Source organism: Blautia faecis (assembly GCF_027662325.1).
GTDB classification, from domain to species: domain Bacteria; phylum Bacillota; class Clostridia; order Lachnospirales; family Lachnospiraceae; genus Blautia_A; species Blautia_A faecis.
On sequence record NZ_JAQDKY010000011.1, the window covers coordinates 1 to 24,396 of the forward strand.

Annotated in this window: 13 protein-coding genes; all 13 read right to left on the reverse strand. The window is 44.2% G+C overall.

Annotated elements, in window-relative coordinates; genetic code table 11:
• Nucleotides 1-132 precede the first annotated feature (132 nt).
• The 13 genes from tnpA to cysK all read right to left on the reverse strand — a co-directional run bounded on the left by tnpA (nucleotide 133) and on the right by cysK (nucleotide 24,077).
• Nucleotides 133-519 (reverse strand): IS200/IS605 family transposase, encoded by a 387-nt coding sequence (gene tnpA, locus PGQ38_RS07265; protein ID WP_204454177.1) that lies wholly within the window; start codon nucleotides 517-519, stop codon nucleotides 133-135.
• Nucleotides 520-584: 65 nt separating this feature from the next.
• Entirely contained in the window at nucleotides 585-2,117 is a 1,533-nt protein-coding gene (gene ltrA / locus PGQ38_RS07270) for a group II intron reverse transcriptase/maturase (RefSeq protein ID WP_204454160.1), read from the reverse strand.
• 706 nt (nucleotides 2,118-2,823) lie between these two features.
• Nucleotides 2,824-3,018, reverse strand: coding sequence for a hypothetical protein (locus PGQ38_RS07275; RefSeq protein WP_270431137.1), 195 nt, complete (start codon nucleotides 3,016-3,018; stop codon nucleotides 2,824-2,826).
• A gap of 418 nt (nucleotides 3,019-3,436) precedes the next feature.
• Complete coding sequence (locus PGQ38_RS07280) at nucleotides 3,437-4,831, reverse strand: S1C family serine protease (RefSeq protein WP_270431139.1); 1,395 nt, start codon at nucleotides 4,829-4,831, stop codon at nucleotides 3,437-3,439.
• Nucleotides 4,832-5,080: 249 nt separating this feature from the next.
• On the reverse strand, nucleotides 5,081-5,584 hold the full coding sequence (locus PGQ38_RS07285) for a GtrA family protein (protein WP_204454157.1): 504 nt from the start codon (nucleotides 5,582-5,584) through the stop codon (nucleotides 5,081-5,083).
• 13 nt (nucleotides 5,585-5,597) lie between these two features.
• Nucleotides 5,598-8,033, reverse strand: a complete 2,436-nt coding sequence (locus PGQ38_RS07290; protein WP_204454156.1) for a glycoside hydrolase family 3 C-terminal domain-containing protein — start codon at nucleotides 8,031-8,033, stop codon at nucleotides 5,598-5,600.
• 117 nt (nucleotides 8,034-8,150) lie between these two features.
• Entirely contained in the window at nucleotides 8,151-12,044 is a 3,894-nt protein-coding gene (locus PGQ38_RS07295; RefSeq protein WP_195699273.1) for an ATP-binding protein, read from the reverse strand.
• 58 nt (nucleotides 12,045-12,102) lie between these two features.
• Nucleotides 12,103-13,560, reverse strand: coding sequence for an ABC transporter substrate-binding protein (locus PGQ38_RS07300; protein WP_204454154.1), 1,458 nt, complete (start codon nucleotides 13,558-13,560; stop codon nucleotides 12,103-12,105).
• Nucleotides 13,561-13,880: 320 nt separating this feature from the next.
• On the reverse strand, nucleotides 13,881-15,776 hold the full coding sequence (locus PGQ38_RS07305; protein WP_204454152.1) for a leucine-rich repeat domain-containing protein: 1,896 nt from the start codon (nucleotides 15,774-15,776) through the stop codon (nucleotides 13,881-13,883).
• 246 nt (nucleotides 15,777-16,022) lie between these two features.
• Nucleotides 16,023-16,847, reverse strand: a complete 825-nt coding sequence (gene larE / locus PGQ38_RS07310) for an ATP-dependent sacrificial sulfur transferase LarE (protein WP_195408836.1) — start codon at nucleotides 16,845-16,847, stop codon at nucleotides 16,023-16,025.
• Between the two features lie 286 nt (nucleotides 16,848-17,133).
• On the reverse strand, nucleotides 17,134-20,022 hold the full coding sequence (locus tag PGQ38_RS07315; RefSeq protein WP_204454150.1) for a tetratricopeptide repeat protein: 2,889 nt from the start codon (nucleotides 20,020-20,022) through the stop codon (nucleotides 17,134-17,136).
• A gap of 105 nt (nucleotides 20,023-20,127) precedes the next feature.
• Entirely contained in the window at nucleotides 20,128-22,668 is a 2,541-nt protein-coding gene (locus PGQ38_RS07320) for a leucine-rich repeat protein (RefSeq protein WP_204454149.1), read from the reverse strand.
• A gap of 479 nt (nucleotides 22,669-23,147) precedes the next feature.
• A complete protein-coding gene (gene cysK / locus PGQ38_RS07325) occupies nucleotides 23,148-24,077 on the reverse strand; it encodes a cysteine synthase A (protein WP_187565352.1) in 930 nt (309 codons plus the stop codon).
• Between the last annotated feature and the right edge of the window lie 319 nt (nucleotides 24,078-24,396).

The window sequence follows — 24,396 nt, forward strand, 5'->3', positions numbered from 1 at the left end:
TCTTAAGTTTATGATGTTGAGCTCTGCTGGTGGTTTGTGTTTGCCCTTCCAGGGCACATTGCATTTCCACCTGAAGGCGGTCTAACAAACCATTCCTTTAGTTACTGGTGGCCGCTTAAAAGCGGCTCTTTTTTACTTTTCCGAGTCCCCTTCTAAGCGATCTCTTTCATATTGTTCTTGTATATATTGTTTTATTGTTTCTTCATTAACGTTACCTACCGTTTCACAACAGTATCCTCTTGCCCAAAAGTGACGATTATTTCTGTCTCTATATTCTGGATGTCTGTCGAATATCATTAATGCACTCTTTCCTTTGATTCGACCTATTGTTTTTGACACATTTAACTTCGGCGGAATCGATACATACATATGTACATGTTCTGGAAGGGTTGCTGCTTTTAATATTGTTACTCCTTCTATTTTACATACTTTTCCTAATATCTCTCCTACATCTTTTCGTAACTTTCCAAACATCACTTTTCTTCTGTATTTTGGAATAAATAGTCGGGTAAGGGCCAGGCATTACTGCCTGTCCCTCCCCTAAGAACGGAACGTGCAGCTTTCACTGCATTCCGCTCACGCATCTATAACGCGTAGTATCCGCTACGTGCGGCAGTACTTTTCTGGTATGCTGTGTTTCTCTTCATTCTATGTTCTTCCTTTCTCTTTGCAAAATAGTCTCTGTCAAGATATGGGTTTTTGTTCAAATCCAGCGATTTCATTCGTACTATTGGCATATCCGTCATTTGGTAAAGAATTACTTTATCAGTCCTAAACGACCATTGTCTTCCATTTCTCGGATGCCAGTACCTATTTTTAACCCACCTGTTGTGCTTCCTGGGGTGCCTCCTCTTTGCCCACTTCCACAACATTTCCCAAAGCCTATGGTCAATGAGTGTAAATGTGCTCTTTGCACAGACACAGTGATGGTATTCTGCCCAGCCTTTTATTATTTGATTGAGTTTCACTATTAAGAGTTCCTGTTTTGCTTCGTGGTAGTATTTTACCGTCTTGCTGAGTTTATCCGTGATTTTCTTTTTGGATTTAATCGACGGCCGGATTAAAAGTTTGCCCTTGAATTTTCTAAAGTTCCATCCCAGAAAATCAAATCCCTCCTCTATGTGAGTGATTACAGTTTTTTCTTCTGATAGCTTTAATCCTCGTTCTTTCATAAACTCCATGAGTATCTGTTGAATTTCAATAAGTATTTCCCTGCAATTTGATGTCACAATGAAATCATCAGCGTAACGGCATAGATGCACTTTGTGCTTGTTATAGTTCGGGTTATAATGTCCTGTGCTACTCGTACTGTGTCTTTTAAGCAGGATAGTCTCCAGACCATCCAGTGTTAAGTTTGCATACGTTGGACTTATCAGCCCTCCCTGTGGACTCCCCTCTGTTGTTGGAAACCATCTCTTGTTGTTCACATATCCACTTTTCAAGAATTGTTTCATTATCCTTTTATCAGCAGGAATATTTCTCATCATCCATTCATGGCTGATGTTGTCAAAACATCCCTTAATGTCACCTTCCAAAATCCATTCCGGTGAGGTTCGTCTTGATAAAAGCTTGAACATATATTCCATGGCATCTTGCGCACACCTGTTTTGTCGGAAGCCAAAAGAGACCCTGTCTGCGGTTGTTTCCGCTATTGGAGCCAGTGCCAGCAGTTGCAATCCCTGCATGGCTCTGTCACTCATAGTTGGTATCCCGAGCGGACGTTTCTCCTTTTTTCCGTATTTCTCAATGTAGGCTCTTTTTAGTGGTTTTGCTTTATACGAACATGTCTCGAGATTGCAGAGTGCCTGGATTTTATCTTCATCCGTTGTCCAGATGACACCATCAATTCCCGGTGTTTTTTTCCCTTTGTTCGTTGTTACTCTCCTGATTGCAAGAGCTTTGGCATAGAATGAATTGGTAACCAGTTTTTGAAGCCTCTTTACGAGTCTCCATTTATTTTCCTGTACTGCTTTCACAATTCGTACTTGTAGTCTATTAACATACAGTTCCGCCTGTTTCCAATTAATTTCTTTCCATTTTGGCTTATTGTATGTCTGCATTGTCCTCGCAGATTGCGTCATTGAACCTTGTGCATTCATAAATTCCCAGTCCTTCATGTGATTAGACACGCACCAGACGTCTGCTCCTTTTCAGGTGGGACAAAGTTTGAATCCCTATCTGTTGCATTACACAACAGCATTCGCTTCTTCTGGCATCCTTTCCTCCTGCGCATTGTATCTCTCTTACGATTGACCTACCTGTAAAGGAGCACATGAGGGTTTCCCAGTTTCGTTGTCTGAATTGTTACAATGCATTTAGGCTCCATCTTTAGACCGGAGGTGCTATGTCCATTCTACTCAGCGTATATCGAAACCGCCAAGTCCGTGCCCTCTAACCGTTTTGGTAATGGTGTATCAGCCACTTTCACCATTTCACGTATCACGACCCTTACGATGGTTCACGTATGTTAGCCATGTGCATCAATTCCTAGCAGTTGGGCGGATGTGGCTTCCACTTACCTGCGTTGTCCCACTGCTTCACACCTTTCATCACTTACTAGGCATTTCGTGGTAGGAATATCACGAATGGAGGTGATAGCGCATTTGCGCACTTCAAACAACGACCGCAGGTCGCACCAATATGGTACGTGCAATTATATCTACTATGTGCTAAACTTTGATTATCCATGGATACCTCCGTTGTCTTTTATGTGGTTTGCTAGACCCACATTCATTGTACAACGGAGGTTTTTAATTTGATACTACATTTATCGCCCCTTGCGTCCACGAGTCTCCCCAGCTCTGCTGGGGGTTTGAGATTGTTTCAATCAAGAATTTCATTTGAAACGGATTTACTCTGCATCTGGAGCATAAACTGAATATACTGGCGGAAAGAAAGTTTGCGGTTCCTGGTAAAATCACTTTCCGGATTACGGCAGAACATGGAGTGAATTTCATCGAGTTCTGTGATGCAGTTGTCGAGTGTGGATTTTAAATTAGATAAGAAAAAATCAGCCATAACGAGCCTCCTTGAAATATGTTTATAATCAAGGCTCGCGCAACATATATTGGCTTACTTGTCAACTGTTTTTTGTAATATTTTTAAAGTTTTTAGGCATAAAAACAGTGGCTTTCTATGATAGAAAACCACTGAAATGATGCTTAAGTGAAAGGCATTGGTTTTCTATGTGTTTTCTAACTATTTCAAAGCAGAGTGTGTTTAAAAAATCATTTTCTCAATCGGCACGCCCCGCTTTGTAGGAAATTTTGCCCCAAAAAAGAGGCTCACCTTTTTTACAGATGAACCTCTCTCATTCTATTATTTAATTTATTCACATTTCCGCGGCTGAATCAGTCCTGCTTATCCTGCCTTAGAGCGTGTCTAAAAAGCATTCCGGCAATCTATGTGCCTCACCAGAGCGTATCCGCCCGGATGTTTAATTCCAGCCTTCGCCGTACTGGAGGCCTGCGCCGCCTTCGTTATTCTCCCAGTCTTCCAGAAGATTATCATCCTGGCTGCTTCCCTGACCATCACCGTTGTCCTTGGAATCTGTACTCTGTGTATTTGTATTCTCGCCAAGAGTTACAGTTACTGTCTCTTCTTTATAACCTTTTCCATCCGGAACTTCAATGGTAAGCTCTACATCCTCGCCAGGCTCGTAGTAGGAAAGGAAATCAACCAGCTGTTCCTTGGTTGTAACTGTCTTACCGGCAAATTTAGTGATGATGGATTTTGCTTCGATACCAGCCTTATCAGCTGCACCGCCTTCTGTTACGTCTCTTACAAGAACGCCTTCCGGAACACTGTATGCTTCACTTACTTCACTGTCAACACTCTGAACTGTAATTCCCAGAACACCATGGTTATCAACTTTATCTCTGGTCTCCTCATTCATCAGGCTCTCCAGAGTATCTGTTACATCAGAAATTGCGATTGCATAACCGATACCCTCAACCTCTGTGGAAGCAAGCTTTGCAGAGTTGATACCAACAACCTCACCGTTCATGTTCAGAAGAGCTCCACCGCTGTTGCCTGGGTTGATTGCTGCATCTGTCTGGATCAGGTTTGTAGCAGAATTGCTGTCGCTGTCATAATCACCAACTGTATCATCAGAATTCAGCTGACGGTTCTTGGCACTTACAATACCGGTTGTTACGGACTGTCCATAACCAAGTGCGTTACCAATTGCAACAACCTGTGCGCCAACCTTCAGGTCATCGGAATTACCGATGGTTGCAACTGTAATTGCATCCATTGTGTCGCTGTCAATATCATCCAGGGAAACTGCTACAACTGCAAGGTCTTTCTCGCTGTCGTAACCTTTTACCTTAGCTTCACATGCAGTACTGTCACAGAAGCCAACAGATAAAGTCTCTGCACCTTCAACTACATGGTAGTTGGTTGCAATCAGAAGCTCTGAATCATTCTTGCCGATGATAATACCGGAACCGCTTCCCTGTACCTCTCTCTGCTCTGGAGCATAAGCACCATACTGACCAAACATTCCATAATAGCTCTGAACCTCTTCTACAGATTTGGTTGTAATGGAAACGATGCTTGGCATTGTCTCTTCAACGATATCGGATACATCAAGGCTTCCCTTTGCTGTACTCTCATCTTTACTGTCATCCTTGGAATCATCGGATTTCTTCTCTGATTTCAGAAGTTCAACCTTGTCTTCACTTGCCGCCTGTACGCTCTGCTCATAGCCTGTCAGATAGTTAACTCCTGTATATGTTCCTGCTGCAAGACCACCTGCCAGTACTGCACAAAGACTAATGCTTGCTGCCTTTTTAAGTTTTCTCTTTAATTCTTCATTTCTATTCTTCATGATAAAAGCCTCCTTTAGAAACTCCTTTATGTTCTTTTCATTTGATAGTTCACAGTATAGAGACAATTTGTGTTCTCTTTGTGGGAAAAATGTGTTTAAATTGTTAAATTCCGCCTTTTATCTTAGCACGTATAAAGATTCTTTACAATGCTTACTTCCTGACAAAATCCCCCGGTCAGGAGCGCAAAGCCACCAGACCGGGGGATTTCTTTATCTGTCACTATATCCGGCAAAAATAACCGCCATTTTTTATTTGTTCGGCATGATCCAGAATTTCATGGTCGGGTAGCTGAGAACTACCTGAACCAGAATGTTCACCACATTTGCAAGTGTAGGTGCAAGTGCTTCGGAAATACCGATGTTAACGAAAAAGCTCTGGCTGTAAGCCGGAAGTGCTGCAGATACAAGCACCAGCACAACTGCAAGTACAATGTATTTCGGTACAGCCTTCTCAAACGCTGCATTGGATTTGAAAACCAGATTCTTCTGTACAAAGAAGTTTACGGTCTGGGCTGCTGCAGTTGCAACCAAAAAGCTTAAAAATCCACATAAACCAAGATTGGACTCGATATTATCTGCGTAATTGAACACCAGAAACTTAAATGGTGTATTTGCAAAGCTTTTGAAAATAAAGCCGGTGCACAGCCACATGATAATGAAGTTTGTAATAGTTGCGCAGTTGGATAATACGTTAAATTTAATAAATTCCCAGATATTTGGGTGATCTTCGATTAACTGTTTGATTTTTCCCATAATGATACTCCTCCTATTTCTGCTCTTCCAGATCTTTCTCGTACTGCTTGTTCAGCTTCTGGTTTCTGAAAAATCCGCGGATTACTTTTCCAAGTCCGCTGAAATGGCCGTTTACAACCTTCAGAAGTCCCTCTACCATTTCCATGGAAACCATGCCGCCGGTCATCTTGGCGATTGCACGGAATGGCATGTTGTACTGGAACAAGGTGTTCAGATCCGGAATTCCCGCTGCCTCGCTCTTTTTCAGCTTTTCACCCAGCTTCTTACAGATGAAGCGGGCAATTCCGCTCTTCGCGTAATACATCTGGCAAAGGGCATCATTCATGCCAAGCTCGCCGCTCCAGCTTCCGTCCGGGATGGAATGTCCCAGGATCGTCTCGTACTCCTCATTTCCGACCTGCTGGATTTTCCCCCCCACGTAAGAAGAAACGCGGTTGGTATAGTAGGGCATTACCTCAGTGGTTCCGATAATGGCAAGAGAATCCTGAAGACGGATATCCGCACAGCTTGCACCGATCATAATGCTGTAAACGCCGCCTTCTACTTCCCATTTATTTGTCTTCATATTCCAGTAACGGAATGTCTTGTCGTCGAACTTAATGGTAACGGTTTTCTCCTCGCCTGCCTTTAAGAACACCTTGGAAAAACCTTTCAGTTCCTTGACTGGGCGGAAAACTTTTGCTCCCGGAAGTCCTACATAAAGCTGGGCAATCTCTGCACCATCATACTTTCCGGTGTTGCGAAGGGTAAACGTCGCCCCATCCGGCTTCACCTGAAGATTGTCATATTCAAATGTAGTGTAGGAAAGACCATATCCAAATGGATAGTTTACCGGCACACCTGCGGTGTCGAAGTAGCGGTATCCTACGTAAATTCCCTCTCTGTACTCAGAGTTCCGCTCCTGTGACGGATAGTAATTGTAAGAAGGAGTATCCTCATATTTCTTAATGTAAGTTTCAGCAAGCTTTCCGGATGGGTTGACTTTACCGGAAAGAATATCAAGCACTGCACCTGCACCTGCCTGACCCATGAGAGCGGTGTGAAGCAGGGCTTTGAAATGATGGTGCCATGGCATTTCAATAACAGAACCTGCACTGATGATACCAATCATGTTTGCGTTGGCTTTTGCCAGCTCCTGGATCAGGTTGATCTGGTTCTGCGGAATGCGGAGATGCTTGCGGTCAAGACCTTCTGTCTCGCTTTTCTCGTTCAATCCGAAGAAAAACAGAACCACATCAGAACGGCGGGCAAGATCTACGGCCTCTTTTTTCATAGCTTCGTCTTCCTTGCCATCGCGCTGATAACCGCGTACAATTCCAGTCACAGAGATTCCGCTGGTCTCCAGCATGTCCTTGATGGAATCTACTTTTGTGGAGTTTACCATGGAAGAACCTGCGCCCTGGTATCTTGGATCAAAAGCAAAGTCACCGATTACGGCTGCCTGAACCTTCGCTCCAACCGGAAGGATTCCGTCCTCATTTTTCAGAAGTACTGCGCTGTTCTCGCAGGCAAGACGTGCCAGCTTGTGGTGCTCCTCATGAAGGGCTTTCTTGTCTGCCACTTTTTTATAATGCTTTGCATTCTCGGTGGTGGTAAGTACCAGATCAAGAAGCTCGTCTACGCGCTCGTCAATGTCCTTCTCGCTGATCTTGCCGCTTTCTACGCTGGCAAGAAGCTCTCTTGCTGCATCAAGTCCCGGAGTCGGCATTTCCAGGGTAGAACCGTTCTTTACACCGAGAGAATGGTCGTTAGAAGCACCCCAGTCAGTGATAACAGAGCCTTCGAAGCCCCACTCGTCACGGAGAATGTCTTTCAGCAGATGCTCGTTTTCGTTGGCGTAAACACCGTTTACCTCGTTGTAGCTGCTCATAACCGTTTTCGCGCCACCCTCTTTGATGGCAATCTCAAAACCGGTGAGGTAAATCTCACGGAGAGTTCTCTCATCTACCACTGCGTTCATTGCCATACGGCGAAGCTCCTGGCTGTTTACAGCGAAATGCTTTGCGCAGGCTGCTGCTCCTGTGCTCTGCACACCGCGGATAAAAGCAGCTGCCATTTTTCCGGAAAGATAAGGATCCTCGGAAAAATACTCGAAGTTACGTCCACAGAGAGGATTTCTCTTAATGTTCAGTCCAGGTCCAAGAAGAACGTTTACGTCTTCTTCCATGGATTCTTCACCAAGGGCAACGCCTACCCTCTGCTCCAGCTCTTCATCCCAGCTGTTTGCCATAGCTGCCGCTGTAGGAAAACAGGTTGCCGGTACTGCTGGATTGATTCCCAGATGATCTCCTGCTCCAGCCTGTTTACGCACACCATTCGGTCCGTCTGAACAGAAAATCGCCGGGATATCCAGACGCGGGAAATCTCTTGTCTGCCACTCGCTTTTTCCGCTGAGGAATGCGGCTTTTTCCTTCAGGGTCATGTTATCTATGATATTCTGATATTTCATGCTTGTGATCGCTCCCTTCTATATTGCCATAAATATAACATAACCCCGTCTGTAAAAGACGGGGTTATCACAAACTGTCAATATATTGCACAAGATGCATTAAAAAACCATTTATTTTTATCCCAGCACTTTCTGCAGCGTTTTCTCCAGCACCTGCAGATTCACAGGCTTGGAAAGATGTCCGTTCATACCGCTTGCCAGGGAACGTTTCACATCCTCGTCGAAAGCGTTGGCGCTCATTGCGTAAATCGGAATCTTTTTGCAATCCTCACGATCCAGATTCCGGATGGTCCGGGTTGCTTCCAGTCCGTCCATTTCCGGCATCATAATATCCATAAAGATCATATCGTAATATCCGGGAACGGATTCTTCCATGCGCCGCACAGCTTCTTTTCCGTTAACTGCCTGCTCGGTTTTAATTCCGTAATTTTCAAGAATCGTACAGATAATTTCCATATTCAGCTCATTATCCTCAACCACCAGGATTCTTTTTCCCGGGAAGCTGATCTCCTCCGGCTGGCTGGTGACCGTAGTCTTCTCTCCGCTTACCGGCTGAAGCTTCACGTTAAAGCTGAAGCTGCTTCCCTTACCAGGCTCACTTTCCAACTTAATATCGGAATCCATCATCCGCACAATTCTTCTGCTGATGGCAAGACCAAGACCAGTGCCCTGTTTTCTTGCATTTTCAGAATTATCCGCCTGCTCAAACTGCCGGAAAATAAGCTGCTGTTTCTCAGGTGCAATTCCAATTCCATCATCCCTGACTTGAAAATACAGATTGGAAAAGCCTTTCTCTTCTTCTGTCTCGCGAACGGTCAGCCACACATGTCCATCTGGTCTGGAATACTTCAGCGCATTTCCCAGAAGATTTACCAGAACCTGGTTCAGCCGCAGGGAATCTGCCATAAACCAATGGTTTTTCAGCTGGATATCTGCTATATACTGAATGTTATTTTCGTTCAGCTTCGCTTCCAGCAAAGGACGAAGTCCCTGTATCATCTCCATGAGATTGCATTTTTCTTCGATCAGCCTCATCTTTCCGCTCTCAATCTTGGACATATCCAGAATATCGTTGATAAGTCCAAGCAGATATTCCGAGGAGTACTCGATTTTTCTCAGACAGTCGATTCGCCGCTCCTCAGTCTGTCCATCTTTCAATGCGATCTCCGTCATACCTATAATACCGTTCATAGGAGTACGGATCTCATGAGACATACGGGCCAGGAAATCCGATTTCGCCTTGGCAGAAAGATCGTGACGCTCCAGATTCAACCGGTTTTGAATAATTGCGCTGATTTCTTCCAGACACTTACACTCTTCTTTTTTCTCCAGAACATCCTGGTCAATGTCCCGGAATACAATACTTCCGGAATACTGTCCGTTATCTGTCATATGGAATACAATATCGTTTCTGCCTGAAGCAAAAGGCTGAATCAGCGGCTCTTTCCATATGCTTTCCCCGGAAGTCAGAAGCTGCTGCATTTCCTGTGTCTCCACAAAGTGCTGGTATTGCTTCTCAGAACAGTGGACCATACCGTCCCAGCCATCCTTTTTCTCCCAGGTTTTCCAGCAGTACAGCAGGTTATTTACCATATATTCCCCGTTGAAATGGGTGATCACAATGTCTGTCAGATGGTATTTCTCCTGCAGCTTCAACGCCAGAATATCCAGAACCACAGAAGTATCACCATCTCTGTCAAACAGGTTCAGAGCTATAGAGGAAAGTGTCATTTCCTTCAGACGTTCCAGAGAAGCCACCTCCGCAAATGCCACATCAACCGCACAGGCTTTTTCCACCGTTGAAAGCTCCTCATAGAACATGATTTCCTGCTTTCCATGACGTGCAGCTGTAAGAGCAGTCTTCGTCTGTTCAAGTGCCTCAGACAGCGAATTTCTGCTGCCTGTAACTGCGATTCCACATTTCAGGGAAAGGGACAGATGCTTCTCATCTGTAAGCGCCCCAAACTCCTTTTCCAGTCCCTGCACACTTCTCACGATCGGTCCGGTCGTACATACCGGCAGCCATACCAGCATCTGGTCTGCACCAGCCCTGATATAAATACCACCGTTTAAACCGTCCTCCTGGAAGCGCTTCGCCAGCAGACCGGCAAACTGCTCCAGAATAATATCTCCGAAGATCAGGCCATAGCGCTCATCGATTTTGGAAAACTGCTGGATTTCCAGAAGTACCAGTACCCCTTCCGGGTCATCCCGACACAGTGTTTCCACAACTTCCAGTCCGCTTCCAAGGCGGTAAAAAGAGGTAATGGAGTCATAAATCTGCTTTCTTTTCTGCGCCTGCTCCAGAAGCTTGTGCTGATGCACATTGTGAATACAGCCAACGACCCTGCTGCGCTCTTTATTCTCATCAAAAGTAATGCTTCCGGATAGATTTACCCACTGAAATTCTCCATTGGCATGCTGCAGACGAAAGTCAACATCCAGAACGCCGTCTGAGCTTTTTACTGCGTTCACCAGCTTTGCCTTATCTGCCGGATGGATACTGTCATTATCAAGAAATTCCGGATGCTTTCCGCAGTCCCATACACCGTCATTGCCTTTACTGTTAACTATTTCCAGCAGTTTTTCCTTACATTTGTAGGTAAAAAAGGCATCCTGGGAACTTTCTACCGCAATCCGATAGCGCTCCTTTTCCTCCAGAAGCTGATTCTCTGTCTGCATCTGGGTATCCGTCAGATTCTCTATCACTTTATGGAGCTCATCAAGCTCCTGAATACCTGACTCCTGAAAACCGTGAATTCCCTTCACTCCGCCTCGTACACTCTCCACCAGATGGTAAACCGGTTCCGTCGCATACTGGACAAGAAAATAAACCAGAATAACCGCCATCAGGGCACTTCCCAGAATCGCTCCCAGAATTCTCTCATAAACATCGGAAATCAATCCATACACAGAATCCTCTGTAACAAAACCGCACAATGCCCACTGCGTATCTTCATACGGCACATTTCTGCTGTACAGCTCCAGATTGCTCACAAGTCCGTAAATCTGCTGTTTCCCAATGGCAGCCCCCTGTACCAGCCGCAAATTCTCCTGCACCGGCTCCTCCAGAACAAAGTCACTTCCGTCCCGGGAAACTGCATCATACAGCGCACCCTCACCGGCAATTCCCTCATAATTTCCATTTCCATGGTCTACCACAAGGGCAAATCCTGCATTCAGATCGGAATCCAGATCTTTTACCTGAAAAAATTTGGTCAGATCATTCACTCCCACTTCAATTCCAAGCACACCGTAAACGGTTTTATCATAAACAAGAGGTGCCGAATATGTGATCATCTTATGGTTATCCTTATAGAAATCTTCCAGAATAAACGGCTTCGACCAATAGCCCAGATTTTTCATACTGGTGCGGGAATCAACGTAATTTTCTGCTGTTATATATGGCTGGTAAAAAAAGTCATCGGCATCTCTTTTCCCATTGCCCTGGAAGTGGAAATCTGTATGCCAGGAAGTATCCAGTGAAATGGACATATTCTGCGACAGTACCTTACTTCCACGCTCCATCAGCAGGTCCGTGCGGGAAGCCGTTTTGGTCTGGGGATCTGAGTCTCTCACCCAGAAGCCTTTGTATTCCCCTTCCGAATCTGTATCACCGTCATTTCCCAGAACCAGAAAAATTCCAGAAGTGGAATTGTACTGCAAAACCTCCACCATATCATAAAAAACCGTTTCCAGATATTCCTCCTGAACTTTCCCTGAGCCCATGAAGCCCTGCATATCCATCTGATGATTGCTCAATACCTTTGTCAGCGCAGAGGACAGACTGTCACTTTCCTTGTACACGCTGCTCCACTGCTCGATCATATCGTTCTCCAGAACCACCTTACGGTTCTCCACCGTATGACTGTCCAGACCGATAACCGCATTCTCCATGTTTGAGCGGATTCCGCTGAAAATCAATGTCAGGAATGGGACTGCACCCTGTACAAACACAATGATCAGTATAGGAATCAAAAATATGTTCCAAAGAGATTTCTTTTTCTTCACAGTCCTCCGCACCTCCTTATGTCCAGAATCTGTCTAAAAAAACACTTTGAATGTTTTTTCAAATACACTCCAGGCTATGGCAGAATTCTGTATACCAGCTCTGGAAATTCTCATCTGTCAGATACTGTGCAAGAGCCTCTTCCCGGCTTTCTCCGTCTGCGATTGCAGCGTCCATGGCATCTTTATCAGCCTTTGCCTTGTCAGCCAGAGAATAATCCAGGATCTTACGGGCACTGTAGCTATTGTCAAAGGCTCCAATTGTATAGAAACTTGTTTTATCAAAGTCTTCCATTTCCGTTGTAAAACAATCGTAAACCTTCTGGTTGACTTCTATATTATTCTCTTTAATAACGGAATCCAGTGCGTCTACGCTGTTGGCTTCTTTCAGAACCGGCATATAGGAGGATTCGCATACAAAGCGCAGGTTCTGGTTCTTCTGTGTGAACCATTTCAGGAATACACTTGCAGCATACTCATGTTCCTCATCAGACTTGGTCACTGCCATTCCGGCACCTTGCTGAACTTTTATGTTCTCGCCGCCCTCCATAACCGGAGAATCACATACGATGTAATCAATCGGATAGCTTTTATTCCCTATTTCCACGGTATCCGGGACGTATACGGCAGAAGATGTGGAGCCCGTGTATGCAAGAATATCTCCTGTCTTCACATCATCGGAACGGAATTTTCCAAGAGATGCGAAATAGCCCTTCATATATGGTACATAGTAATTATCCCAAAGGCGGCGGATCAGATCTTCGTCTGTGTTTAAGGTCATTTTTCCATCTTTCACCTGGAAAATTTCCTTTCCCATCTGCTTCATGCCAATGATAAAATAGTTGGACATGGAGTCTCTGCCGTAGAATGCTTTTCCATCGTCCGGCACATCCGGGGTCTGCTCATCCGTCCACTCATAGTAGCGCTGTGCAACCTCTGCAATACCTTCTGTAGTGGCAAGTTCCTCCACTGTAGTTCCAGTGGCTTCTGCAAAAGGCTCCCAGTCAGTCTTATTGATCATGGTGATCTCTGTGGATTTGGCAACTGGGAAAAGATATAAAGCGCCATCCTGGTTAAAATAGCCCTCCTGGATGTAGGAATCTACATACCTGGACAGCTCATCTTCTGTAAAATACACGGAAAGGTCTGCCAGCTTATCCTGCTGCTGTACTGCGTAAGCAGTATCAGAATAGGAAGAAAAAATATCCGGCAGTTCTTCTGCTCCTACTTCTCCGTCCAAAGAGCTGTTGACTGCTTCCTCAAGGTCGGATACGGAACCCTGACTGTAGCTCTCCACGTAGATACCCTCCTCTTTTCCAACGGAGGCATTAAATTCCTTTACAAGGGTGTCAAACATTGCCTGTTGGGCACCGTTGTAATAATGCCAGATCGTCAGGGACACCGGGTGATCCGAATCCAGCTTTACAGATTTACCGCTTCCGTCCTTGCTGCTTCCACAGCCAGCTAAAGATGCGGTCATTATTGCGATTAACATCATTGCCACACATTTTTTCTTCATACTCTTTTACTCCCTCACGGCACCTGATACCGCAGCTTAACTCAATATATACTTCTGTCTGCAACACTGTCCAAAGACCTGCTGCCATGGCAGACCAGAGCGTGTTTGAAATCCCAAATCTTCAAAACAAAAAGCCCCTGCAACAGGTAAAATGCATCGCTGACTTCTACGGGATACAATATCCTTTCCGGCGTTTTTACATGTCACATGGGTAAATTTATAACACATAGGCTTATTATAGGAAATGTGAGAAAAAGAATCAATAAATATTCATGAAAAAGGACAGAAAATATTTCATTCCTGTCCTTTCAAAATATACGTTATTTCACAGTCACCTTACACTTAACTGTTTTCTTCCCTGCTTTCACCGTAATTACGACTGTTCCTTTTTTCTTTGCAGTAATTCTGCCCTTGGAATCTACCTTTACCACCTTGGAGGAGCTGGATTTGTAGGTGATTTTTTCTTTGCTTGTTACTGGTTTTAAAACCGGTTTCAGGGAATATTTCTGATTTTTCTTTAATTTCAGTGTTTTCGGCACACCTTTGATCTTTGTGGTTTTTACAGCGGTTTTCTGGACTTTTACGGTAACAGACTTTTCATATCCGCTGTTCAGGTATATGTGAATACGGGTTTTGCCTGTAGTTTTACCGGCGGTAATGTTACAGGTTCCATCTGAACTAACAGATACATCTGCAATACTCCAGTTATCCGTACTCCAGGTGGAAATGAAATCTCCCTTTGCAAGCCCGGTTACTTTCAGACACTTCGTCTTCTGTCCGGTCTTCAGCACAATACTGGACTGATTCAATTTCATTGTTGGCTGCAGTCTGTCCCGGGTAATTTTTGTTTCCTGCTCACCGCATGCACTGCAGGTACGTGTCTGGACTTCTTCCTCATCCACAGTTGCTTCCTGTGTTACTGCCCATGCAGAAAATTTATGTCCGGTTGCTTTTATTGTAGTTCTCTTTTCCGTATCGCAATATCTGCAGGTGTATTCATCGACTCCGTCATCTGTACAGGTTGCATCTTCATGCCATGACCTTACCCAGCTATGTCCGGTTGCTGGAATTGTCTCTTTCTTTTTGTCACCACATCTTCTGCAGGTATAAGTTTTTTCTCCGTCACTTTCACAGGAAGCATCTTCTGTTGTTTCCCCACGGTTCCAGTCATGACCAAGTGCCGGTGTTTCTTTCGTATAGTAATCACCGCAAAATTCACAGATTTCTTCTTCAGATCCTGAATAGGTACAGCCACTCATTTTTATCACATGTGACTTATAGGAATGAGTATGGTTCGGATTGTAGCTGTAATATACGGTTGTATTTGAATCACAAATGTATCTGGGCTGCCACGTGCTGCTATTTGCATAGCAGCGGATACTTCTCAGCTTGGCACAGTTTTTAAACGCATCATTTCCTATAGATGTCAAACTTGCCGGGATTTCTATGGTTTCTAACGCATTACATCTGCCAAAAGTCTGATCTCCAATTCTGGTCAGACCCTCTGAAAGCTTTACACTTGTCAAGCTGGTACAGCCCTGGAATACACCGCTTCCGATGCTCGTTACGCTTGCAGGAATAGTTATGCTTGTCAAACTGCTGCAGTTCCAGAATGCCTGAACTTCTATTGAGGTTACCGTTCCCGGAATGGTTACACTTGTCAGACTGGTACAATTGCCAAATGTCATACCATCTATGGTTGTTACGCCTTCTGGAATTGTCACACTTGTCAGATTGGTGCAGCCGGTAAATGCACCGGAACCAATGCCGGTCACTCCTTCAGAGATAACCACGCTTGTTATTTTAGTGTTGCCAGCAAATGCATCATCTGCGATGCTTCCAGTTCCGGAAATTACCAGTTTCCCATCATCTGACAAGGTGTAGGTAATTCCTGTGTCTTCTCCATCTGAAAAAACCAGGGCTTCGTCTGCTGTTGCCGCTTCCTCATTCTGCCATTCTGCAGCTGCTTCCATGCCAGACGCATCTGAGAATGAATCCTCGGATGACTGATCCTCCACCTGATCCATCTCCGGAGTCTGAACCTGTTCCTGAACCTCATCCTGATTGTCCAGACCCTCATTCTCCACTTCGTCAAAAACTGCTTCCGCTACTTCCTCAGAAGAAAAATCAGCTCCACTTACTGCCAGTGCTGCTCCGTCTGCACTTGTGATTGCCAGCAGCAATGCTGCAGCCAGTGCCAGTCGTCTGTTTCTCATACGCTTTACCTCGCTATTCTTTTTTTCGTCCTTTCAAACACACTCCAGAGGCAAAGATTTTTCCATTGATATCTGCTGTATAACACTAAACGCTTCCCCAAAATGGATAACCTGCTATTCTGCAAATGAGCCCGCAGCATACTCCCTCCCCAAATTTGTCAGACGATTGATTTAATGATAAAGCAAAACAGCATTTAAAACAATTAACTAACAGCATAGTATAGACGATAATTCATAAGTCGAAAACTATTTCTTCAATGTCTCATTCATACTTCCCATTCGGTATCCCTGAAGATCCATGGTCACGTATGTGAAGCCGTATTCTTTGAATGCTTTCACGATCTGGTTGCGGTTCTCCAGGACTTTCTGGAGTTCATCTGGCAATACTTCAATTCGTGCCAATGTACCATGAATACGCACACGAAGCTGATGAAATCCCAGATCCAGAAGAAGCTGTTCTGCCTTGTCTACCATACCAAGTTTCTCCTTCGTGATAGTCTCACCGTATACAAAACGGGAAGAAAGACAGGCGAAGGATTGTTTCTCCCAGGTGGGAAGGCCAAGATCTTTGGACAGGGCACGGATGTCCGCTTTATACAATTCGCTGTGGCGCAGCGGGCTCTTCACCCCCAGCTCTGCAACAGCCTGTAAACCAGGTCTGTAATCACCATTGTCGTCCATGTTGGAACCCTCTGCCACTGCATTCAATCCCTCTTTTGTGGCAATGTCCCAGATTTTCTCAAATAATTCTTTCTTGCAGATATAGCAACGGTTAGTCGGGTTCTGGCAGAAGCCCTCAATTTCCAGTTCTTCAGACTCTACTGTAATGTGGCGGATTCCTTCCTTCTCACAGAAGGTCTTCGCCTCTTCCAGTTCTCTCTTCGGGAAAGAACAGGACATGGCAGTAATCGCGATACATTTATCCCCCAGCACATCGTGTGCTGTTTTCAAAAGAAACGTGGAGTCCACCCCACTTGAAAAAGCCACAGCCACACTTCCCAGACTGCGTAAGTATTCTTTTAAAGCTTCGTATTTATTCTGCTGCTCTTTGGTTGCAGTGATTTCGCTCATATGATTATCCTCCCGCGGCGATATGTTGCTATTTATGTTACTACGAATTATCCTAGTATGTCAATGGGATTAATTATGATTCTCTTCTTTCAACGATTAAATTATCATTTGCAGCTCTCATAGTGGTTCTAAGAAGTCTCCCTATAGTGTCAATAGGTTCCTTGTTTATTTTGATACTTTTAATAAGTCACAAAACATAAATCTTTAAGCGCTATATACAAAAAAGAAGTCAACATCAACTAATGATATCAACTTCTTTTCATCATTCTTAATTTAAACGCCAGGTTCATTCCCCCTGGCGTTCTTTCAGTCTCTGTTCAGCTGCGATCCGCTTGGGATGTTCCGGCGGGTAGCATTCCCGGAAGCCTTCCACGGCGGCTTTCAGATATATATCTTCTTTTTCCTCATCTCCAAGTGCACGGTAAACGCGTGCCAGATTCCAGGTAGGCTCTGCAACTGCCGAACCTACAAGTCCATTTTCCTTCGTAAGCTCCAGCGCCTCTGTCAGATATGGGATCGCTTCTTCCGGTCTTCCCAGGTCCAGGTAGACTACACTCATATTGTTGTCCACCATCAGAAGCATAGAACCCTCACGATAGCCATTCTTAAGCAGCTGATTGCGAACCGCAAGATGACATGCCAACGACTCTTCCCTTCGTCCGGCGGCATTGTACATTCGTGCCAGTTCCTCTGACATGGCAGAATACATCTGATTTTTCTCACCACAGTACATTTTGCACCTGTCCGTTGCTTGTTCCATACAATAGGCGGCTTCTTCCATATTCTGATCCATAGCTGCAAGCTGACCACGAAGCTGCCATATTACAAACTCACTCTCAACCTGACGCTTTCTTTGTATCTGTCGTATCTGCTCTATTTTTTCCAGACAATCTGCCAGCTTTTCTTTTTCCTGAAGAAACATATGACATTCTGCTTTTTGATAAAGAAAATCCAGTATTCTCTGGCTATGCCCCCATTGTACACACATGAGGATTCCACGTTCTACCCACATTTCAACCTTTTTCACATTAAGCTTCAACATCTGCATATTCGTCTGCAAAAGCGCATATCCAATTTTATAATCAATATTATCCTTCTGTTGAAAAATTAAATCACAGATCTCCCGGTAACACTCATAATTACTGCTTTGCTCCAGCCTATTGCAAAAATCACTTATAGCAAACAACATCCATTCCGATGATAGCGTTCTCTTTTTCAGCTGTTCGCGGAAGAGTTCTATATATTCTTCGTTTTGTTCAGGTTTTGTCTCTGTCAGACACGCTACCATAAACTTCGTCTCATTGGAAATCTGTGCACATCTTTTTTCCAGTTTCCGGATTTTCCCGCACATAGGAACCGGCAGCTCCAGATATCGGGCAGCCTCTGCCGCCAGTGCCACAAGCTGGTCACTGACCGCTCCCTGTACTCTGGAAATTCCCTGGAAGACAAGCCACGCAATTTCCTCCATACGAGGATCCTCGTCTTTCGATGCCTGTTTCGGGAAAAAGCACTTCTGTGCCCGTTCCCAGAATGGCTGAAACTCAGCTTCTGAAAAATCCTTTGTACACAGACTCTCTGCAATTACAGGATGCATACGGTAACCATTTCCCGTATCTTCCAGCCAGCCGAATTTCACCAGTCTGCCAAGCGCCTCTCCCAGAGTTTCGTTTTTCTTCAAAAATCCCTGGAAAAACATCACAGTAAAATTCCGGTCAATTTCCTGATACGGCAGAAGCGCGAACATCCTTGCCAGCTGGCTTCCGGTTTCTCCAATATCAGCCAGTTTGTACAGCCCACGGTACATATCAATGAGTCCGAACTCTTCTGCAACATCATTCCAGTTATTCTGCAGCTCTTCTTCCAGATAATCCCAATTATCAAAATAGTAGGTCCCCGCTTTTCCAAGAAGCTTCAATGTCAGAGGATGCTGAAAAATCTCTTTTTCCAGCAAACGACTCAGCCGGTCTTTTTCCTCTCTGGAAAGTATTTTGTTGTAATTGTCACGAAAAATCAAACTTAAGGCACTCTTTTGCGGTGCCTTTATGCCAAATGTAGTAAACCCATCCAGATGTTTCTGACGTGAAGTAACAAATATGGTGCACGGCAGATCTTTCAGTTCTGACAGGTAAGGATCTTCCTCTTCCGTATGGTTCATATTATCCAGAAAAAGCACTGTTTTTTCCTGATGCTCTTCTGACAGATGATAGATACTTTCGTGAAATCTTTCTTCCACGCTCTCACCAGTAAGATTCAGAAAACTTCTGGAAAAGCTGGCCGCCAGATTCTCCTCATACTGAACAGCTGCGATCCGGCACTTTACTTCTTCCTGCTCCATCCAGCTCACAAGCTGACGCATGAGTTCTGTTTTTCCAATTCCTCCAATTCCGGAAATCAGATACTTTCCGGAATTGAAGAACATCTCTTTCAAGTCATATAACTCTTCTTCTCTGCCAAAGAAATGGCTGGCTTTCACAGATTTCCGGAACAATTCACAGTTTCGCAGGGTGAGAAAGCTCTGCCTGGTTTCCCCGGATTCCTGATAAATACAGCTCCAGATATATTCCGGCTTTAAGTCTTCACGGTTTCTTACCAGTTTCATTTTTGCCCCGGATATTTCCGGCCCCGCCATCGCGTGCAGACTAAGCAGGGTAAACAGCCAGGCATCCCCAAAGGACTGGGAAAAATCCTTCTGTTTTTTCTCTATGTAATCGATCCAGAAGATCAGCTTTTCCCCACACTCTTGGGACAGCCATGGATCTGACTCCATGACCATGCCCAGAAATTTTCTCAGCTTCTGTACAAACACAGAATGGTTATAATTTTTCTCTTTCAGGAATTTTTCAAAAATCAGTACCTGACTGCCAAATGTCTCCGTATTCAGACCGTCCAGTATCTCCTGCATATAAACCTCATACAGGGGAAAGCTTTCCTTACGGTTGCAGAATTCCGAGTGATACCGGTTCTGGCTTCCGCTCTTTCGAAAAATCATTTTTCCGTGTTTCGTACTTTTCCACTCATAGAGAAGACATTCGTCCCAGAATTTGACCAGGGTCAGACCCTTTTTACTTTTTTCTCCTAGAATTCCGGTAGAATAGACCGGATAATCTTTCACGGTAAACAACCGATATAAGTTTTTCAGCGAAAGCAACACATTTGCCTGCTCATCTTTTTTCATGTCACGTTCTCTCCGGTTGTAAACACAGTTCCTTTTTTATTACTGTCTGCTGGTCACCTGACCAGCAGCACTTTTTACAGGTAACTAAATACAACAACTGATTTCTTATTTTTTGATTGTAATCTTAGCTTTCTTTGTGTACACGCCAAACACCTTCTGTTTCTGCTTGTTCAGCTTATATGCACATGCACGTATATAATAGGTATGTCCCTTCGTCAGGTTCTTCACAGTTACCGTATTCTTTTTGGATTCCTTAATGTCCACAATATCATAAAGATTGGAATCTGCGGTAACCACAAACGCATATCCGACAGCACCTTTTACCTTGGACGCCGTAATAGTGATCGTGCCCTTCTTGTTATTCTTTACACTGATCTTCTTTACCTTCGGCACAACATAGGTTGTAAACTTAACAGCCTTGCTATACTTTCCAGTAACCTTCTTGCCGCCGCCCTGTGCGATTGCTCTTACTTTTACATAATAGGTCTTTCCAGATTTCAAACCGTAGATCAGTTCATTGTTTTTATTTTCCTCGACAATGTAATTCTTTACATTCTTCTTAAATTTCTTGTCAGTGGAAATTGTGATCTGATATCCGGTTGCACTTGCAATCCGCTTCCAGGAAATCTTGGCGCCATCGGTAAGCACATTGGTGGCCTTGGTTCCGGTAACCTTCGGAAGCTTGGACGGAATTACGGTATTCTGGTTGCCATTAGATGGATTTGGTGCTTTGGTTGGCTCTGGGGCTTTGGTCGGGTTCGGGGCCTTAGTCGGTTCCGGGGCTTTGGTCGGGTTCGGAGCCTTGGTTGGCTCTGGGGCCTTGGTCGGTTCCGGGTTCTTAGTCCAGTGTGCATAAAATTTAACACCATTTACTAATTCAGACCCTGTTGGTGTATAAGGATTCTCTATCTTATCCTCATACCAATCCATCCAATAGTCAAAGGTATAGCCTTCACGGGTAGGATTGCTCAGACTGATACTGTTTCCTCCTACAAAAGTGGATGGATTGGAGCTATTATTCGTTCCACCATCCAGATCATAGGTAATCGGAAGCACATCGCCATCCTCATAATAGAAAGTATAACGGTCATTAAAATAATTATCAACATAGGAATTTCTTACAACATATAATTTACAGCTGTCTTTGATGGAATCAAAGGCATAATAGTTTGAATGATCCCCAAGGGAAGCCAGGCTTGCACGATCCAGATCCAGTACCCGGGCCGGAATATGGATTTCTGTAAATTTACAGGAATCAAAGGCAAATCCGCTTAACAGAACCACATCTGACGGAAGTGTATAGCTTCCTGCCCAGCTTTTTCCTGCAGGATAGCAACAAATATTATTGCCTATAACCTCTCCACCGTAGGTTTTGTAAACTTTGTCATAAAGAATACCATCTTTTGAGAAAAAGATGGAGTTTCCTGCATCTACCGTAATGGACTGCAGATCTGTACAACCCTTAAAGGAGCCGTCCCAGATGGATTTCACATCAGAACCAACACGGATGCTTACGATACCACTGTCAGCGAACTGATAATGTAGGCTGTCTGTTCCATGGATATATACATTTTCAAGATGAAGGTTCTTGCAGCCCATAAATGCAGCGTCTTCAATGCCTCCGCTTACACTTGCCGGAAGAGAAGTAAATCCGGTAAGGGCGGTACATCCCTTGAATGCATAACTTCCGATTCTTGTCAGACCATCTGGAAGATTTATGGTTGTAAGGTTTTTATTATCTGTGAATGTCTCAGAGCCAATTTCTTTCAGAGTAGATGGAAGTGTTACTTTTTTCAGAGTTTTAATATTTACCATATGTCCCTCTGTAGGTTCTCCCTCTTCATCCCATTTTGTCCACTCAGTTGTATCAATTCCATTTATATAGGTAAGACCTTCCGCAAAGGAAACCTCCTCCACAGATTGCTCGTCTCCCATATCCAGATAGGAAGGGGCGTTGTAAATTCTTTTCAGATTAACACAGCCTTTAAAAGCCTCCCCATCAATTTCATTGTATGCTCCCGTTGGTGGAAGTGTTATTTCTTCCAGTTTATCACAACCCAGGAATGCCCATTCGTCTATTTTTACAGGCTGAGCACTTCCCACTGCTGCATTAAAATATACGATCTGAAGATTTGTACAACCAGCAAAAGCTCTGTATCCAATGGATAATGTAGGGTTCTGTGGAAGCTGAATTGCCGCTATTCCCCTATGATTATAAAACGCATCTCTCAGTACACAGCATACACTGTCAGGAAGAATCACCTTATATAACATATAGTCACTGCTTTTCCCGCCATAAGTGAAGCTATAATATGCCTCGTACGGATTAGTTTTGTCTGGATCGCAGTAACCTACTCCAATTACTTTCTTTGCCACACCATTTTTATATACAACACTTGGAAACTGCAATTCCATAGAAGTCGCTTTGTCTACAGAACTAATAAATGCCTCTCCCTTTGTTCCATATTCATAGGCATTCCAGATCTGTCCCTTACTGTCTGTCCAGGAAAATCCTTCCTTATCCCACTTTTCCGGTTCAAAGTTAAAGAACTGACCGGAGTCTGCATGTACACTCAGCGCCATGCCAAGGCACATGATAATGCCCAGAAACAGCATTTTGATACATCTTGAAATTTGTTTTTTCACTCTTTCTTCCTCCCTCATTGTTTCAGTCATTTCCCTGTAAACGGTAACACAGCATCCTCTGTTTTCTGCAAAATTCATCAGGAAAATTCACTCTTTTTTCTCATAAAAAGAATATCATATTGAAATTTTTGAAACAATAATGTTAAGGAAGGTTACGGTTTTTATGCACAAGATTGCTTTTTTTATGCATATAAAAACCTATGGAAAATTATGGTCATGAATCTTTGGGTACACAGATTGATGGAATGAATTTTCAAACACATTTTAGAGCATGTCTGAAAAAGGCTTTCTGCAAAGTTTAAATCTGAAATAAAAAAAGGACTGCCACTTCCAACATGCATCTTTCGCATATCAGACACGACAGCCCTCACTGGCATCACGCCACTTCCTTATTTATTGTTCATAGATTTTACAAAAGCATTACTGTCCACTCCGCTGCCCAAAAGCTCTTCACGGAACGCAGCCAGCCATAGACTCTATTACTCGGTAAACAGTGGTGTAGAATAGTATCTGTCACCAGTATCCGGAAGAAGTGCTACGATCACTTTGCCCTTATTCTCAGGCTTCTTTGCATAGTCGATTGCGGCTTTTAACGCAGCTCCGGAAGAGATTCCAACCAGGATTCCTTCTTTGTGTGCAAGAAGCTTCGCTGTGGCAAATGCCTCATCAGCCTCTGCTTTATAAATCTCATCATAAACATTGGTATTCAGAACATCCGGAACAAATCCGGCACCGATTCCCTGGATCTTATGCGGACCTGCTTTTCCCTCAGATAATACCGGGGAGGTAGAAGGCTCAAGTGCTACAATTTTCACATTCGGGTTCTGCTCTTTCAGATATTCGCCTGTTCCAGTAAGGGTTCCGCCTGTACCAACACCTGCGATGAAGATATCAACCTTTCCCTCAGTGTCCTTCCAGATCTCCGGACCTGTGGTAGCCTTATGCACTGCCGGGTTCGCCGGGTTCACAAACTGTCCTGGGATGAAGCTGTTTGGAATCTCCTCTGCCAGTTCGTTGGCCCTGGCAATGGCACCTTTCATTCCCTTGGTTCCATCGGTAAGAACAAGCTCTGCGCCGTATGCTTTCAGAATGTTGCGACGCTCAACACTCATGGTCTCTGGCATGGTGAGGATGATTCTGTATCCCTTAGCTGCTGCGATAGATGCCAGACCGATTCCGGTATTTCCAGAAGTTGGCTCAATGATTACGGAACCTTCCTTCAGGATTCCCTTCTGCTCTGCATCCTCGATCATAGCCTTGGCAATTCTGTCCTTAACGCTTCCTGCCGGGTTAAAGTATTCCAGCTTCACAAGAACAGTAGCTTCCAGTCCAAGCTCCTTCTCAATATTAGTAACCTCTACAAGTGGGGTGTTTCCGATTAATCCAAGTGTTCCCTTATAGTATGCCATATCCATTCCTTTCCCGGCGCCTGCGGCCGCTTTACATTTATTCGAGGTGATGTCGCCGTATGGCGGCCCGCCTGTTATGTCTGTATCTGCCCCCAGTAACTGCCAGCTTGCTTCTTCGGCAATAATTGTCGATATTCCGTATTGATTTACTGGGTTATTTATTCGTTAAATGGATATTACCACTATTAACCCACTATGTCAATAGGTTTTTGGGATTTTATATAAGAAAATAGATTGGAGCGTTACTGTTCACTGGTAACATTCCGCGAGGTGTTTTTTGTGAACAAAGTTCACAGTAACATTAGAGCCGTCGCGTAGC